This is a genomic window from Bacillus sp. PS196, assembly GCF_037963555.1.
Taxonomy (GTDB): domain Bacteria; phylum Bacillota; class Bacilli; order Bacillales; family Bacillaceae; genus Bacillus; species Bacillus subtilis.
This window is the reverse complement of the sequence record NZ_CP150159.1, coordinates 1,380,106-1,395,420: the sequence shown is the minus strand read 5'-3', so window position 1 is coordinate 1,395,420 and position 15,315 is coordinate 1,380,106. Positions and strand designations below refer to the sequence as shown.

The window sequence follows — 15,315 nt, the reverse complement described above, 5'->3', positions numbered from 1 at the left end:
CATGGCGTTTACCATGCAGCCGGTCTTAACTTCGTCACCGCCAATCGGAGCAGAATGGCGTTACGAAGTAAAATATGATGGGTACCGCTGTATTCTCCGCATCCATTCTTCAGGTGTGACCTTAACCAGCAGAAATGGTGTGGAGCTCAGCAGCACCTTCCCTGAAATCACACAATTCGCCAAAACTGCCTTTCAGCACCTAGAAAAAGAGCTTCCGCTGACACTTGACGGTGAAATCGTATGTTTGGTGAATCCCTGTCGTGCAGATTTTGAACACCTTCAAGTGCGGGGGCGTTTGAAAAGGCCAGACAAGATTCAGGAATCGGCAAACGCGCGGCCGTGCTGCTTTCTCGCCTTTGATTTGTTAGAGCGATGCGGAGAAGATGTAACGCTTCTTTCGTATTTGGACCGCAAAAAATCGCTGCGTGAACTCATATCCGCAGCAAAGCTTCCTGCATCTCCAGATCCTTACGCAAAAGAAACCATTCAAACCATTCCCTGTTATGATCATTTTGATCAACTCTGGGAGATGGTAATAAAATATGACGGAGAAGGAATTGTAGCGAAGAAAACAAACAGCAAATGGCTTGAAAAGAAGCGGTCGTCCGATTGGCTCAAATATAAAAACTTTAAACAAGCTTATGTTTGCATAACAGGGTTCAACCCTAACAACGGGTTTCTGACGGTATCTGTGTTAAAAAACGGAATAATGACACCGATTGCCTCTGTCTCGCACGGAATGCGCGATGAGGAAAAAAGCGCTATACGCGAGATTATGGAACAGCACGGACATCAAACACCCTCAGGCGAATTTAGTCTTGAACCTTCGATTTGTGCAGCTGTTCAATACTTAACAATTCTCCAAGGCACATTAAGAGAGGTATCGTTTGTCGGTTTCGAATTCCAAATGGACTGGTCCGAATGCACGTATGCGCAAGTCATACGCCACTCCAAACCGGTTCACCCAAAACTCCAGTTTACAAGCCTGGATAAAATCATATTTGAAAAGAATAAAAAAACAAAAGAAGATTTTATTCAGTATATGATTGAAGTTAGTGACTACCTGTTCCCATTTCTGAAAAACCGTGCTGTCACCGTCATCCGCTATCCGCATGGATCTAGGAGCGAATCATTTTTCCAAAAAAACAAGCCGGACTATGCGCCGGATTTTGTTCAATCTTTCTATGATGGAAGCCATGAACATATTGTCTGCAAGGATATGTCTACATTGCTTTGGCTTTGCAACCAGCTTGCTTTGGAATTTCACGTTCCTTTTCAAACCATTAAAAGCAGGCGTCCGGCTGAGATTGTCATTGATTTAGATCCGCCTTCGCGAGATGACTTTCTTATGGCCGTGCAGGCCGCAAATGAACTGAAGCGGCTGTTGGATTCCTTTGGCATCACATCGTACCCGAAGCTGTCCGGCAACAAAGGCATCCAGCTTTATATTCCCTTGTCTCCCGAGGCATTTACGTATGAAGAAACTCGCCAATTTACGCAGTTGATCGCAGAGTACTGCACCAATGCGTTTCCTGAGCTATTTACCACTGAACGCTTGATTAAAAACAGACACGGCAAATTGTATCTTGATTATTTGCAGCATGCAGAAGGAAAAACGATTATCTGTCCCTATTCGACGAGAGGAAATGAGCTTGGGACTGTTGCAGCCCCGCTCTACTGGCATGAGGTGCAATCATCTTTAACACCCGCTCTGTTTACAATTGATACGGTCATCGATCGAATTAAGAAGCAGGGCTGCCCATTTTTTGATTTTTACCGCAACCCGCAAGACGAACCGCTTAGCGCCATATTGCATCAGTTGAAGAAAAAGAGCTGACTAATGAAGTCAGCTCTTTCCGTGTTTAACTGTACTTTTTTTCTAACCGCTCTTTTTCCTGGCGCTGAAGCGGGCTCAGCTGTTCATTATACAAATCAATATCAATCGCGTATTTCGGCCGTCTTTTCACTTCAGAAAAAATCGTTCCAATATACTCTCCGATGATTCCAATTCCCATCAATTGCAGCCCGCCCAAAAACCAAATGGATATGATAAGAGACGCCCAGCCTGCATTCGTATGGCCGAGCAGCTTTTGAATAAACGCGCCAATCCCTGCCACAGCGCTGAGGAAAAACAAAACAAACCCTAAAAGCGTAAAGAATCGAATTGGTGCGACACTGAATGAAGTAATCCCGTTAAAAGCGAAGGATAGCATCTTTTTCAGCGGATATTTCGTTTTGCCGGCAAAGCGTTCCTTGCGGTCATACAAAACTTCGGCCGATTTAAAGCCGATCATGGGGACAATACCTCTTAAAAACAGATTCGCTTCCGGATAACGCTCAAGCTCTTCAAGGGACCTTTTATTCATTAAACGAAAATCAGCATGATTATAAATTAATTTAATCCCAAGTTTATTCATGAGACGATAAAACCCTAACGCGGTCGTGCGCTTGAAAAAGGTATCGGTTTTTCTGCTCCGGCGTACACCGTAAACGATCTCGCAGCCCTCATGATATTTCAGCATAAAATCCCGGATCACAGAGATGTCGTCCTGAAGATCAGCATCGATCGAAATGACGCAGTCTGACCTATTCTTCGCTTTATGCAATCCGGCTAAAAGCGCTTTTTGGTGGCCGACATTGCAGGCTAATTTTAAGCCGGTAACCTTCTTGTTTCTTATGCTCTCCATAGCAATCAAAGCCCAAGTGCGGTCTTTGCTGCCATCATCGACAAACAGAATTTTACTGTCTTCAGCAATTAATTTTTCTTCAATTAAATCATCTACAACCTCTGTCAGCTGATGGCTTGTTTCTTGAAACACTTCCTCTTCATTGAAACACGGGACGACGATGGTTAATACTGGCTGTGACTGTTTCAATCGATATCCTCCTTATCTTGTTTCATATAAATAAATGCGCCAGGCGGAATCTTTATGGTCAAACGTCTTTACGAGCGCGAGATGGTTTTGTTCAGCATTCATGATCGGAACTGAAGAAAAAATGTACCGTCCACCCATTTTTTTAAATACATCTGTATTTAATTGAAGGTTGTTGATCGTTTTCTTCGAGTTCTTTTTGAAATCATAGCGTTTACCGAGTTCATCGACAAAAAGGTAGCAGCGGCTGCCCCATTCATCAAAGTATTGTTTCAGCCGAGAATTTTTTTCCAGCTCTTTTTCGATGATTTTTCTAAATTCATATTTATATGAGAGCGGATACAGATTGTTATACGTATCTAACGTATAAAACCCGTTATATTGGGCGATAGACGGATGCAGTCCGATGCTCGCCACCCTATACGAATCTTGCGGACGTCCGATATATTCCTTAATCTCTTTGAATTGCTCTGATGCATAAAACTCCCTGAATGTCGGCGCGTTGTAATGAACGCCATACGTATATTCTTCATTAAAAGGCGCCAACACCATCAGCTGTGCAGCGACTGCGGCGTACACAAGCCATTTCCATCCTTTCCCCATCCGCCAAATGAGATATAAAGCAAGCGCAAAGCTCACGTATATAACAAGCGGCCGAAGAAAATGAAAACGGGCAAAATTAAATTCTGCTAAAAAAGCAAATTTCTGCTTTGGAACAGCCCAAATTTTGTTGAACCAAAACGCATACCATAATGACAATCCATAATTAAGCACACATAAAAACAGATAAACATTTTCTGGCTTTGTCCGATTTCGTTTGAACAGCAGAGCAGCAAATACGACCAGCAGGATCGGAAGGATGACAACGGTATGAACGGTCATCACATGATTATGGCCATAGACAAAGTTTTTTACGGATAGCCGAAGAGAATGCCAAATGTCATGCCTGGATGAGATAAATTCGATACGATGCATCGGTGCGTGCTCAAACAGCATCGAATAGACAAGCCGATATTCAACGAAAAGATAGATACTCGTCATAAATGCAATACTGCCTAAGAACATCAAATTCCATCTTCTTTTTGTAATGGCATCATACAGCCAAAAACACGCCATCCCTGCCAGGAAAAAGAAGAAGCCTAGAACAAAGCTTGAGTATAGAGGAAGCAAGCCCAGCGTCAGCCACTCTCTCCATGAGATATCCCCTTTTCGGATATTTAAAAAAGCCCACAGTGCCAAAGGGTACCCAAGCGTACTCAGCATTCCCGAAGGCCAGAACGGTGTTAAGGCAAATGCAAGCGATACGCCAATTCGGATGAAAGCCGCTTTTGGTTCCGGGATTATATGTTTCTTCAGCAGCACATACATTCCAAAAAAAGCGACAACTCTTGTAACCGTCTGGCTTATTGCATAGGCGGTCATGGAAGAAAAGAAAGCATGGAGCCAAACAATTCCGCTCCACTCGGTGCCAAAGGCATCCCGGGGCAGCCCGTTAATGATTTGCGGAATGGCAGCGTCAACCTTGCCGACGATTTCTCCGCTATCGGCCAGAACCTTGTACCAAGCGATGTTGGAATCTAAATTATCGTGGACCCGGATATGGGCATCTTCCTTTAAAATAAAAAGCGGGGATACATACAATAAAAGTAGAAATAATGCGATCCAGAGATAATATGTTTCTTTTTTTTGTTGTCTCATCAATCGTAACATTGCTTACACATCCATTTGTTATTCTGACTCCGTCGGCATGTTCTGCCTCATGTGTCAAAATTTATTATCCCTTTTCCCTTCCAAATCATTCATCATATGACAATCCGTTTTTCAGCCTGTCTCTACCCATTAATTCCCGCTATCCATAGGGCTTGATCACTTACTATACTGATAGAAGGGAGGGGATATATTTTGTTTACAATCTTACTTTCATTGGCCATACTCGTATTTGTGCCATTTCTATATAAAGCGAACCGCAATACAAAAGATGTGAAAGTCAACACCATTTCAATCGACCAAAAAGACGGCCTTCCAGCCAGAAAAAAATTAAATATCCTTCATTTATCTGATCTTCACTTGGAAAACATTTCAGTCTCACCTGAGGAGCTGTATCATTTAACAAAAGATCAGCCTGTAGACATCATTGCTCTTACCGGGGATTTTCTTGATCGGAAACGTAATATTCCGAAGCTGGCAGGTTACTTGAACGCCTTGCAAAAGCTGAAGCCTGCATATGGAATGTACGCGGTGTTCGGTAACCACGATTATGTATTAAAAGAAGAGGACTTTCAGAGATTGAAGCGAGTTTTAGAGGAAAACGGCTGTATCACGCTGCAAAATGAACATGTTCGAATCGAGACGGCTGCAGGGCCAGTCAATATTATCGGCATTGATGATTACAGTACGAATCGGAGTAATATCACCGGCTCTTATCAAAGTCTGGAAAATGGCTATCATCTTGTCTTAACACATGACCCAAATATTATTCTGGATATGAAAGATGTTCATTATGATTACCTGCTGTCAGGGCATTTTCACGGCGGGCAAATTCACTGGCCAAAACCGTATCATTTGGTGAAAATGGGAAAGCTCGTGCGAATGAACATGATTAAAGGCCTTCATTATCATCACGATAAACCATTTTATATCAGCGAGGGCTTGGGACAAACCGGCGTAAATATCCGTGTCGGAAGCCGCCCTGAAGTAACATTTCATCAGATTTAATCAAAAAAGACTGTGCTGACCGAGGCATCAGTCTTTTTTTTGATAGGTTTTCTGCAGCTTTTCTTTTGAGATAAACAAATAGGATGAATTCGGTAAATGCCGCAAGCTCACAGGCTTTGAAGTCAAATATAAAATCGGCACATGGGACACTTTTTTAAAGCACCTGTAAAAAGGGTTCACCGGGGTGATCACATCAAAGCCGAGCCTTTCCACACCTTTGTCAAGCATTGTAATCCCAATGATTCCTTTGATTTTCTCGCTTTTTTTATGATTGTTGATATAGTCAAGAAGAAGCGGCATCGATTGATATACTTTCTGATAAATAATGATTCCCTTTCTGACCGCGCTCTCAATGCTTTGCAGTTCTCTTATCAGCTTAATATTGTGCAGATGAATTTTAACGAGCACATCATTTTTTCTAATATGCGTTCCATCGCTAAGTACGACATGATGTCCTTTATACTTCGTCAGCCTGACTCGAAAGACGCTTTTTTGATCGTTGTCAATCAAGCTTAGCCTTGAAAAAAAGAAATAAATCGGATCAACCATTCTCCAAATGGAAAGGAAACAGGTTTTCATCTTTTCACCTTCCTTGTGATCAAAAACACCCTTATATTTTGTGAACGTTCTCCTCAAAATATAGTTGCCATATTTTTTAAGGAGGACTGTCATGAAAAACATTCTCATTTTTCCTTTTTTAAGCATTTCCACCGGGCATCATCATGTGGCTGATGCATTGCAGGCTGAATTAGAGTCTCAAGGGCTGGCATCAGAAAAGATTGATATCTTTTCACATGCGTATAGGCGGTTAGAAAAATTGTCCTCCGTGGCTTATTTAAAATGGATTCAATATTTCCCGAAAACGTACAGCGGCATTTACAGGCTCCTCGCCTGCGGAGAATTTCAGCATGACAAACGCTATTTCATGTACGAATGGCTGTTCACACAGCAAATGAGGCACATCCTCCAAGAAAAACAGCCTGATATCGCCTTCTGCACACATGCGCTGCCTTCTTATCTGCTGAACCGATTAAAGCCTGAATATCCGAATCTGACGGTTGTGAATGTATACACTGATTTTTTCGTAAATCAATTATGGGGACGGAAGAACATTGATTACCATTTTGTTCCGAGCACGGAAGTAAAGAAGCAGCTAATATCAGAGGGGATCGATCAGAACAACATATACTTGACCGGCATTCCAGTTCACCGAAATTTTGAAATGGAATCAGCAGATACCTTGCAGCACCACCCGCCATATACCATCATCATCACAGGGGGCAGTATGGGGGTCGGCGGGCACTTAAAATGGGTGCAGGAACTGTCGCCAGGCGGACAGATCTTATACAAAATATTATGCGGCAGAAACGAAAAGCTCTACTCCTATGTCAAAAGTTTACACCACCCCTTGATTGAGGCGATTCCTTACCTTCACAGCAAAGCAGAGATGAACCGTTTGTACGAACAGGCGACAGGCATCATGACAAAACCCGGAGGCGTGACCATCAGTGAATGCTTACAGAAGAGGCTTCCGGTATTTATTTATCATGCACTGCCGGGACAGGAGGAAATGAATTTAAACCTTCTACATGAAAGGAAACTCGTCACAGATATGAGAAACTGGGACATGAAGAAAGCAGAAGAGTATATCGCGGCATTTTTTCAATCGAACGAACAGATGAAGGAGTATAAAAAACACGTCAATGGATACCTTGGCGAAATGTCTGATAGGAAGATTGAAGATGTTTTAAAAAGAATCTTATGAAACAAAAAAACACTCTCCTGAAACAGAGAGTGTAGAATAGTTAACGAAACAGCAAATGCTGGCTGTGTATGCCTGCTTTCTTGAGCAGGACAATCAGCTGGTCCTGTTCATCAGGCGAAAGGCCTGAAAACGCTCTCGCAATACGCAGTGCATGAATCGGATAAATTTTATCCAAATACTCATTTCCCTTGTCAGTTAAATGTGCGTAAACAGAGCGTTTATCTTTCGGGTCCTGCTCCCTTACTAAAAACCCGTTTCTTTCTAGTTTGTCAATAACATATGTGACGTTTCCGCTTACAAGCAGAAGTCTCGACCCAATTTGCTGTAATTTTTGCGGGCCTCTTGTGTACAGGAGTTCCAGTACAGCAAATTCAGTGGGATTAAAACCGTGCTCTTTGCTATCACGGATACTATGTTCGGACACACTTTTGAAAGCCCTTGCAAAAACTCTGTACAAATTCATCGCACGCTCAACTTCTTCTTCGTTAAACGATAATCTCATCATATCTACCTCGTATATAGGATTTTTATAAAAAAATAATGAAAACCCTTACATATAATAAGAGTTCAGTCCCTTACTATACGTATTCGCTATAATTCGAGAAATTCCTTCTAAAAGCAAAAAAATCCTTATACATTATCTTGTATAAGGATAATTTTTATGATTTGTAATGCTTCGAAAGAAATAAGCATATTCTTTCCGAAGCTCAGAAATCGTCATTTTGTTCATGACCTCTTTATTATAAACCCCTATCTGATAGAGTTTTTCAGAATAATGGCGTCGTTCTTTTTCTAAAGCGGATTTCAATAAATTACTCATAGCGTCCTCCTTCATTTTGAGGTATCCTATACAAAAGATACTCTTTTTAAATGAACGTGGTATGAATCTAATGTAAAGAATTTATGTTTACGAAGATTTTCGGTATTGTCCGTTTTGAACCGATCTTAATAATTGAAAAGCCTGTTCTCCGGCAAGCTGCATAAACGTCTCCAGCATTTCATCACGCTTGATATCCAACTCTATAATTTCTTTTGCCAGTGAGACCGCTTTTTCTTCCTCCATGATTATCCTTCCTCCTCGTTTGATTCGTTACATAAAGGATAAAACGCGCTTGGGTGTTACGCATTATTCTTGTTAATTTTTCTTCCGTATTTTTTCAAAAATCTTCTATTTGATGTTAGAAAATATGACAAGCGTCAGGTTTTTTCTCTTTGTTTTTTATATACTATTATCAAAAGACATCCAGGGGTGGAAAAATGACCACAGAAGATCATTCTTATAAAGACAAAAAAGTGATTTCAATCGGAATTGTGAGTGAATTGACAGGATTGTCCGTAAGACAGATCAGGTATTATGAGGAACGAAAGCTCATTTACCCGCAGCGTTCTTCAAGGGGAACAAGAAAATACTCCTTTGCCGATGTGGAGCGGCTGATGGATATCGCCAATAAACGTGAAGACGGCGTACAGACGGCAGAGATTTTAAAGGATATGCGCAAAAAAGAACAGATGTTAAAAAACGATCCGCAAGTGCGGAAAAAAATGCTGGAGGGGCAGCTTAATGCTCACTTTCGGTACAAAAACCGTTAAATAATAAAAGTCCGGCTCGCAGTTGAGACGGACTTTTTACGTTTATAATGAGTGAATGAATGCAGTGGCAATGCCAAAGTAGATTAATAAAGATAAAATATCGTTTAACGTTGTAATCAGCGGTCCAGAAGCAATCGCCGGGTCTACTTTCAGTTTGTGCAAAATAATAGGGATAATCGTTCCTGACATCGTGCCGATGATTAAGGTTAAGAACAGTGAAGAGGCGACAACAAATCCCAAAAGCGCATTCCCCTGCCATATGATAGAAACAATCGCAATCAGCACAGAACAAACCGCTCCGATAAAAATACTTGTTCTGAACTCCCGGAAGATCAGGCGCACAATCGTTTTTTTGTTCATTTCTTCTTTAGACAAACCTCTGATAACAACCGCGAGAGATTGTGTTCCCGTATTTCCTGTCATCCCTGACACCATCGGCATGAAAAACGCAAGCGCGACAACCTGCTTCAGCGCGTCTTCAAAATAGCTGATAATGCTTCCTGAAATCAGTCCGATAAACAAGAGTAAAATCAGCCATGGCAGGCGCCGGTATGCCGCCACGTAAGCTTTTGTGTCAAAGGTGATGTCTTTACCGGAAGCGGCAAATTTTTCGTAATCCTCATCAGCTTCCCGAATAACGACGTCGATAATATCATCGACCGTCACAATGCCGACAAGCACGTTGTTTTCTTCTACAACCGGTATTGCCAAAAAATCGTAACGTTCAATCAGGCGGGCAACTTCTTCCTGGTCCTGAAGAGCATCTGCTGATATGACGCGGGTAAACATTAAATCCTGCACCTTTTCTTCAGGTTCACCCAGAATCAAATCGCGGTAGGAAAGAACCCCAACCAGCTGTTTGCTTTCATTAATAACATATAAGTAGTTGATCGATTCAGCTATTTCAGCGAAGCTTTTCAGTTTGACGACCGCGTCTTTTACCGTGTAATGCTGAGGAATCCACACATACCGGTTTGTCATCATGCGTCCCGCTGAATCAGCCGGGTAATTCATCAAGAGCTGTACAGCTTTTGATTCTGACGCTTCCATGCTGGATAAAAGCTGTTCCTTCAGTTCTTCGTCCATTTCTTCAAGCAATTGAGCGAGGTCATCGTTGTCCATTTTGTTCATCGCCAGTGTTGCTTTTGTTTTTCCGACTTTATTTAAGACGACAAGCTGAAATTCGCGTTCCAGCTCCCCGATCATATCAGTGATATCGTCTACAGTTAAATAAGATAAATAGCGGGCGCGGTGTTTTTCCGGCATTTCTTTAAAAATAAATGCCATGTCATAGGGCTGAAGCTCATCAATAACACTTCTAAAATCCCTGATTTTCCCGTCTCGCAGTAAAATAATGATGCGTAAAATGAGTTCGTCATAGGTCATGTTTTGAACCATCGGGACTCGTACCTCCTCTACGGAGACGTGCCGGCCTCGCCAGAAGGTGCGGCAGTTCGTCTCCTCATCGTGTAATCAATTGTCTTGCTGTCATAGTATATGGGTACTTCTTCAGATTGACTCGAATGGGGAGAATCCATACTCCGCACCTCCTTTGATTGGTTTCGTTTTAAAGGCATAAAAAAAGCCTTCGGGATTGAAGGTGAAAGAAGCACGGCAAAAAAAGCGTGCGGGCGCCTTCAATCGTAGAGCTTTAGCACTGTATGGCATAGGACAAGCATCCAGCTGCATTAAAAATCACCTTATGTCGATGATTTCTGTTGACCCATTGGCGTCTTTGGACATTTTTGGGCAGCAGCGTATCTCCATACAGGAGCCTCACCTAACGAAGTTCCTAATTGAATTGACACACTGAGATTACAGAAAAAAACAAGCTGTGTCAACTCAAAAAAGTAATAAATGCGCTTACATCACAATTACGGAACAAAACAAGGGCCAAAGCCCTTATTCTGTTGTTTGTGTCTCGTCATCTTCAGAAAGCAAATGATACGTTTCATGAAGAAATAAGGCATACTCTCCTTCCTTCGTCGGATGAGGGACATATTCAGCCTGATTGATGTATTGCTCCTCTTTCTTTTCCATGCGTTTCGCCTCCTTTTCTACTTAGATTGTCCAAAAGAAGGTTTCTTATCATGAAAAACCCCCGCTGCAGCGGGGGTTTTGATTAGTCATCTATCTCCTGTTTGATAATGCGTCCATCTTTTGCGGAAATTTCAAATTCTGTCTCAGTTCCTTGCTTCGTTTGGATTTCCATTTCATAGATGTAAGCACCGTCATCTTCGTCAAGCTTACTTTCTGTTACGGTTCCACCTGTTTGCTTTAAAGCAATTTCTTCAGCTTCTTCTTTGGTTATGGCGACTTGTTCTGCTTTCTCCTTTAGCGGGTCATTAAGCGCTTGTTTTGTATGAATATCTACATAAACGTCGTAGTCTTCACCTTCTTTTTCAATCTCCACTTCATAGACTTCTTTACCGTTGTAAAGGTCTCTGTCAATGTCTTCTACTGTGCCGTCAACAACTGTTTTAGCAATTGCTTCTGCTTCTTGTTCAGTGAGTGCATCCGTCTTAGAAGAAGCCTGTCTGTTTTCATTGTTTTCTTTGGCAAACGCGTTGTAGCTGAATCCTCCGGCCGCTAGGCACCCTGCTAAAAGACCGACCATCCATTTTTTCTTGAGCATTTGTGAGTCCTCCTTTGTTTTGTATGAGTACAGTTTACACACTCAACATGAAAGGAAAACGAGAGCAAGATGAGAATTTGATGAGAAACCGTCAGTCTTCATACACAATGTTAGCTACCTTTCCTGTGTAGGCATTGATTTTCACTGTCGCTTCCTTATTATCAGGAAGATCAACGTCTACTTCAAAGATGAGAGTGCCCTCACTTTCTTCGAGATCTGCGTCATCCGCTGTTCCACCCGTTTTTCGCTCTGCAATTGTTTTGGCTTCTTTTTTCGTAATCGGCGTTTTTTGTTGATCTTTGCTGCTGATTTGATCGGCAGACAAGACTGTTTTTGCCTGCATGTCTACCTTCACTTCGTATGTTTTCCCGTCTTCTTTTTGTATGGTATAAGTGGCAACTCGACTTTGTCGTGTTTGTTTTTTGACCGTTCCCGGCACTCGCTCAAGCGCGAGATGCTCGGCTTCTTTTTCTGTCATGGCAGATGGATTCACTGCTTTTACTCTATTCATTGAAAGAATGTCAGCCGATATTGCGTCTGCTTTTACAAAGTAAGTTCCCTTTGGATTTTCAAGGGTTATATCATATGTTTTTTTATCCTTTGATTGAGTTGCTTTCGTGACCTTGCCTTCATAGGAGGCTTCGACTTTTTTTACGACAGTCTCCTTTGACAATACGTTCTCATGGGTTTGCCGAATGATGAGAAACGTACAGATGATGACAACTAAAATGGCTGCTGCAGCAAAAGATACTATTTTTATTGTTTTAGTCATCGGCCTCCCCCATTCTGTTCGCTGAATTGCATGGTGACAGCTGTTCCTTGTCCCGGCTTGCTTTTGACAGACAGCTCAATGCCATGCTCATCGGCGATTTGCTTGGCAATGGAAAGGCCTAAACCCGTTCCGCCTGTTTTTCGATTTCGTGCCTCATCTGCCCGGTAGAACCGTTCGAACAAATGCGGGATATGCTCCTCAGGTATTCCGATGCCTTCATCCCTCACTGACAGAAATGGCCGTCCATTCCTCGTTCCGGCTGACATCTCAATAGGCTTTTCACTATACTTTATTGCATTATCAAGCAAAATGGTCAACAGCTGCTTGATGCGTTCTTCATCAGCCTTTACAAGCAGGCTCTCTTTATCTGTTTCAAGCAATATGTCACGCTGATAAACGGGCTGGAGCGTTTGCATAACCGCGCGCGCCGCTTCAATCAGATCGATTGTTTTCAGATCAAGCTCAAGCTCTTGATGACTTTTGGCCAGCGCCAAAAGCTGATTGGTCAGTTTTTTCATATGCACCGCTTCTGAGTGAATGGCTTCTATCGACTCCTCAAGCACCTCCGGCTTTTTTGCCCCCCACCGCTTCATCAGGCTGCTGTAGCTTTCTATAATGGTGAGCGGGGTTTTCAATTCGTGTGAAGCATCTTGAACAAATTGCTGCTGTTTATCATAGTGCTCCTTCAGCATCATTGCCATTTCATTAAATGTCAGCCCCATTTGATACAATTCATCGTTGGACTGTCCTTCTAAAGAAATCGTTTTAAATTCTTTGTCTCGCTGTATGTCTTTCATTGTGATCATTAATCGTCTGATCGGATTGATGATTCGGCGGGCTAGCAAGCTGCCTGCAAAAAAAGAAGCAATGCAGACAGCAGCACTTGCAGCGATTAAAATAATTTTCAGCAGAAACAGACTCTCTTCTGTGTTCTCAAGCCTTTCAACCAGCTGAAGAGACACCACTTGTCCATCGGTCCAAATCACCGGAACAGCAGCCTCGGCAAACAGCTTGCCGTCATGTTTCCTCACATCTGCCGTTTCTCCGCTATGAAAAGAGAGAGGAAAATCTTTATAGGCTTTTTCTTTTGTGATCGTCATAACGGCTTTTTGATCACCATTCACTACACGCACCATGCCATTTGCCGGAAGATAGGCCTGCAGCATATCCTGCAAAGCCACTCCTTCTGTTTCAGCGGCACGCAGCGCTTCGGCAATGTTATCCGTCTCATCAGCAAGCCGGGCCGCATCCTTTGATGTCAGCGCAGACGAAAAAATGAGATATACTGCGGTATGAACCAAAATTAATAAAATCAACAGTGATAGCGAAGTGTATAGATGAATCTTGGTCTTCAGCTTCATCGTTTACCCCTTAATGGCATAGCCGACCCCGCGAATCGTATGGATCAGCTGTTTTTCGTAAGGATAGTCCAGTTTTTTTCTGATGTATCTTATGTAGACGTCCACGACATTGGTATCACCGATATAATCAAATCCCCATACCGAGCTTAGAATTTGCTCCCGTGTCAGCACTTGCTGCGGATGCTTTAGCATATAGACGAGCAGATCAAATTCCCGCGGCGTTAATTCCACCTCTTTGTCTCCGCGTCTCACTTCACGGGTTTTTTCGTTCACCCGCAAATCATCATATGTAAGAAAGGTGCCGATATCTTCCGTTTTTGTTCCATTTTGTCGCAGCGCCGCCCTGATTCTCGCAAGCAATTCCTCGATTTCAAACGGCTTGGTGACATAGTCATTTGCACCGATGTCCAGACCTGTTACCTTATCAGGAATACTGTCTCGCGCAGTTAATAATATGATCGGTATCTGCGAATCCGTTTTTCTCAAGCGGCGCAGCACTTCCAGTCCGCTAAGCCCCGGAAGCATGACATCAAGAAGCACCAAGGAATACCCGCCCTCCGCTGCCGCATCAAGACCTTCTGTGCCATTGTGTTTGATCGTGACGCTGTATCCTTCATATTCCAATTCAAGCTGAAGAACCCTGGCGATTTTTTCTTCATCTTCCACAATTAATATGTGTCCTTTTTCCAAATTTGACCATCCTCTCCCGTCCCTATATGAAAAAAATGATTTCGTTGTTTACAAAATGATTCTTATCATCTATTATGATGTCAAAATAAAAAATTGTATACGGAAAGCACTAGGGGTGCTGTTTTGGCTGAGATAAAGCGCGGAAGAAACGCGCTTTGATCCCTTATGACCCGATCTGGATAATACCAGCGTGGGGAAGTGCAGGTTGACCGAATGGTGTATTTTTTTGTGCGCTTAATCGATCTATGACTGCATATTCCCTTAGGATATGCAGTTTTTTATTTTACCAAAAAAACAGGAGGTCGGAGAAATGGAGCATATTTGCGGTACAAGCAGAATCGCCGGTTTTCGCTTCTCTTTATATCCGATGACGGATGATTTTATCAGTGTGATCAAGTCTGCGCTGAAAAAAACAGATACATCCAATGTATGGACGAAAACCGACCATATCAGCACGGTTTTACGCGGATCAATTGATCATGTATTCGATGCTGCAAAAGCCATTTACCTTTATGCAGCGAACAGCGAACAACACATCGTCATGAACGGCACGTTTTCCATTGGATGCCCGGGTGACACACAGGGGGATACATATCTTTCCAAAGGTGATAAGCGTGTCAATGATGATGCTGTCCGAGGCTTGAAGGCGGAAGCGCCGTGCCAATTTGCCCTTTATCCAATGAACGAGCCGGATTATATGGGATTGATTATGAAGGCTGTCGACATTGCAAAAGCCCAAGGCACTTTCGTACAGGGTGTCCATTACGCGAGCGAGCTTGACGGGGATGCGCATGACGTATTCAGCACATTGGAAGCCGTTTTCCGCATGGCTGAGCAGCAAACAAACCACATCACCATGACTGTGAATCTTTCGGCTAACAGTCCATCAAGAAAAAACAGAAAGCAGGGATAAA

17 protein-coding genes, 1 pseudogene and 2 riboswitches are annotated in these 15,315 nt (G+C 42.6%); of the genes and pseudogenes, 5 read left to right on the top strand and 13 right to left on the bottom strand.

Features of this window, described 5'->3' with window-relative positions; all coding sequences use genetic code 11:
• The first annotated feature begins 1 nt into the window (after nucleotide 1).
• Nucleotides 2–1,837 carry a DNA ligase D gene (locus NST79_RS07440; RefSeq protein WP_212059223.1) on the top strand — a complete coding sequence of 612 codons (1,836 nt, stop codon included), beginning with the start codon at nucleotides 2–4 and terminating at the stop codon, nucleotides 1,835–1,837.
• A gap of 25 nt (nucleotides 1,838–1,862) precedes the next feature.
• On the opposite strand, the gene NST79_RS07435 is transcribed toward NST79_RS07440, so the two are convergent.
• Together NST79_RS07435 and NST79_RS07430 are read right to left on the bottom strand one after the other, a co-directional pair.
• Nucleotides 1,863–2,876, bottom strand: a complete 1,014-nt coding sequence (locus NST79_RS07435; protein ID WP_003245533.1) for a glycosyltransferase family 2 protein — start codon at nucleotides 2,874–2,876, stop codon at nucleotides 1,863–1,865.
• A gap of 12 nt (nucleotides 2,877–2,888) precedes the next feature.
• Nucleotides 2,889–4,583: a DUF6044 family protein gene (locus NST79_RS07430; protein WP_116315553.1), complete on the bottom strand. Its 1,695-nt coding sequence runs from the start codon at nucleotides 4,581–4,583 to the stop codon at nucleotides 2,889–2,891.
• A gap of 192 nt (nucleotides 4,584–4,775) precedes the next feature.
• Between NST79_RS07430 and NST79_RS07425 the strand changes: the two genes are divergently transcribed.
• Nucleotides 4,776–5,588, top strand: coding sequence for a metallophosphoesterase (locus tag NST79_RS07425; RefSeq protein ID WP_003245342.1), 813 nt, complete (start codon nucleotides 4,776–4,778; stop codon nucleotides 5,586–5,588).
• A gap of 27 nt (nucleotides 5,589–5,615) precedes the next feature.
• Here the strand turns inward: NST79_RS07425 and NST79_RS07420 are convergent, their stop codons facing one another.
• Complete coding sequence (locus tag NST79_RS07420) at nucleotides 5,616–6,167, bottom strand: hypothetical protein (RefSeq protein WP_024572091.1); 552 nt, start codon at nucleotides 6,165–6,167, stop codon at nucleotides 5,616–5,618.
• 91 nt (nucleotides 6,168–6,258) lie between these two features.
• Here NST79_RS07420 and NST79_RS07415 point away from each other — a divergent pair.
• Nucleotides 6,259–7,388, top strand: a pseudogene (locus tag NST79_RS07415) (glycosyltransferase).
• A 5-nt stretch (nucleotides 7,389–7,393) separates the two neighbouring features.
• Here the strand turns inward: NST79_RS07415 and NST79_RS07410 are convergent.
• From NST79_RS07410 to NST79_RS07400, 3 genes are all read right to left on the bottom strand, one after another.
• Nucleotides 7,394–7,858: a MarR family transcriptional regulator gene (locus tag NST79_RS07410; RefSeq protein ID WP_003232536.1), complete on the bottom strand. Its 465-nt coding sequence runs from the start codon at nucleotides 7,856–7,858 to the stop codon at nucleotides 7,394–7,396.
• Between the two features lie 132 nt (nucleotides 7,859–7,990).
• Nucleotides 7,991–8,173 carry a stress response protein YkoL gene (gene ykoL / locus NST79_RS07405; protein WP_003245766.1) on the bottom strand — a complete coding sequence of 61 codons (183 nt, stop codon included), beginning with the start codon at nucleotides 8,171–8,173 and terminating at the stop codon, nucleotides 7,991–7,993.
• An 87-nt stretch (nucleotides 8,174–8,260) separates the two neighbouring features.
• Entirely contained in the window at nucleotides 8,261–8,416 is a 156-nt protein-coding gene (locus NST79_RS07400) for a hypothetical protein (RefSeq protein WP_003232538.1), read from the bottom strand.
• Between the two features lie 194 nt (nucleotides 8,417–8,610).
• Here NST79_RS07400 and tnrA point away from each other — a divergent pair, with 194 nt between their 5' ends.
• Nucleotides 8,611–8,943, top strand: a complete 333-nt coding sequence (gene tnrA / locus NST79_RS07395) for a MerR family transcriptional regulator TnrA (RefSeq protein WP_003232541.1) — start codon at nucleotides 8,611–8,613, stop codon at nucleotides 8,941–8,943.
• A 42-nt stretch (nucleotides 8,944–8,985) separates the two neighbouring features.
• Here the strand turns inward: tnrA and mgtE are convergent, their stop codons facing one another.
• The 7 genes from mgtE to ykoG all read right to left on the bottom strand — a co-directional run bounded on the left by mgtE (nucleotide 8,986) and on the right by ykoG (nucleotide 14,401).
• Nucleotides 8,986–10,341 carry a magnesium transporter gene (gene mgtE / locus NST79_RS07390; RefSeq protein WP_003232543.1) on the bottom strand — a complete coding sequence of 452 codons (1,356 nt, stop codon included), beginning with the start codon at nucleotides 10,339–10,341 and terminating at the stop codon, nucleotides 8,986–8,988.
• 17 nt (nucleotides 10,342–10,358) lie between these two features.
• Complete coding sequence (locus tag NST79_RS07385) at nucleotides 10,359–10,481, bottom strand: hypothetical protein (protein WP_009967087.1); 123 nt, start codon at nucleotides 10,479–10,481, stop codon at nucleotides 10,359–10,361.
• Between the two features lie 91 nt (nucleotides 10,482–10,572).
• Nucleotides 10,573–10,738, bottom strand: a riboswitch (M-box (ykoK) riboswitch).
• 107 nt (nucleotides 10,739–10,845) lie between these two features.
• On the bottom strand, nucleotides 10,846–10,983 hold the full coding sequence (locus tag NST79_RS07380) for a transcriptional regulator SplA domain-containing protein (RefSeq protein ID WP_003218541.1): 138 nt from the start codon (nucleotides 10,981–10,983) through the stop codon (nucleotides 10,846–10,848).
• Between the two features lie 82 nt (nucleotides 10,984–11,065).
• A complete protein-coding gene (locus NST79_RS07375) occupies nucleotides 11,066–11,578 on the bottom strand; it encodes a PepSY domain-containing protein (RefSeq protein ID WP_014479606.1) in 513 nt (170 codons plus the stop codon).
• 91 nt (nucleotides 11,579–11,669) lie between these two features.
• Nucleotides 11,670–12,350 carry a PepSY domain-containing protein gene (locus tag NST79_RS07370; protein ID WP_015715769.1) on the bottom strand — a complete coding sequence of 227 codons (681 nt, stop codon included), beginning with the start codon at nucleotides 12,348–12,350 and terminating at the stop codon, nucleotides 11,670–11,672.
• Nucleotides 12,347–13,711, bottom strand: coding sequence for a two-component system sensor histidine kinase YkoH (ykoH, locus tag NST79_RS07365; protein ID WP_032677392.1), 1,365 nt, complete (start codon nucleotides 13,709–13,711; stop codon nucleotides 12,347–12,349). The genes NST79_RS07370 and ykoH overlap by 4 nt, the downstream gene beginning before the upstream one ends.
• 3 nt (nucleotides 13,712–13,714) lie before the next feature.
• On the bottom strand, nucleotides 13,715–14,401 hold the full coding sequence (gene ykoG, locus NST79_RS07360) for a two-component system response regulator YkoG (protein WP_029317700.1): 687 nt from the start codon (nucleotides 14,399–14,401) through the stop codon (nucleotides 13,715–13,717).
• A gap of 101 nt (nucleotides 14,402–14,502) precedes the next feature.
• Nucleotides 14,503–14,615: riboswitch (TPP riboswitch) on the top strand.
• 96 nt (nucleotides 14,616–14,711) lie between these two features.
• Here ykoG and thiU point away from each other — a divergent pair.
• Nucleotides 14,712–15,314 carry a Ykof family thiamine-binding protein gene (gene thiU, locus NST79_RS07355; RefSeq protein ID WP_212059220.1) on the top strand — a complete coding sequence of 201 codons (603 nt, stop codon included), beginning with the start codon at nucleotides 14,712–14,714 and terminating at the stop codon, nucleotides 15,312–15,314.
• Nucleotide 15,315: the final 1 nt, after the last annotated feature.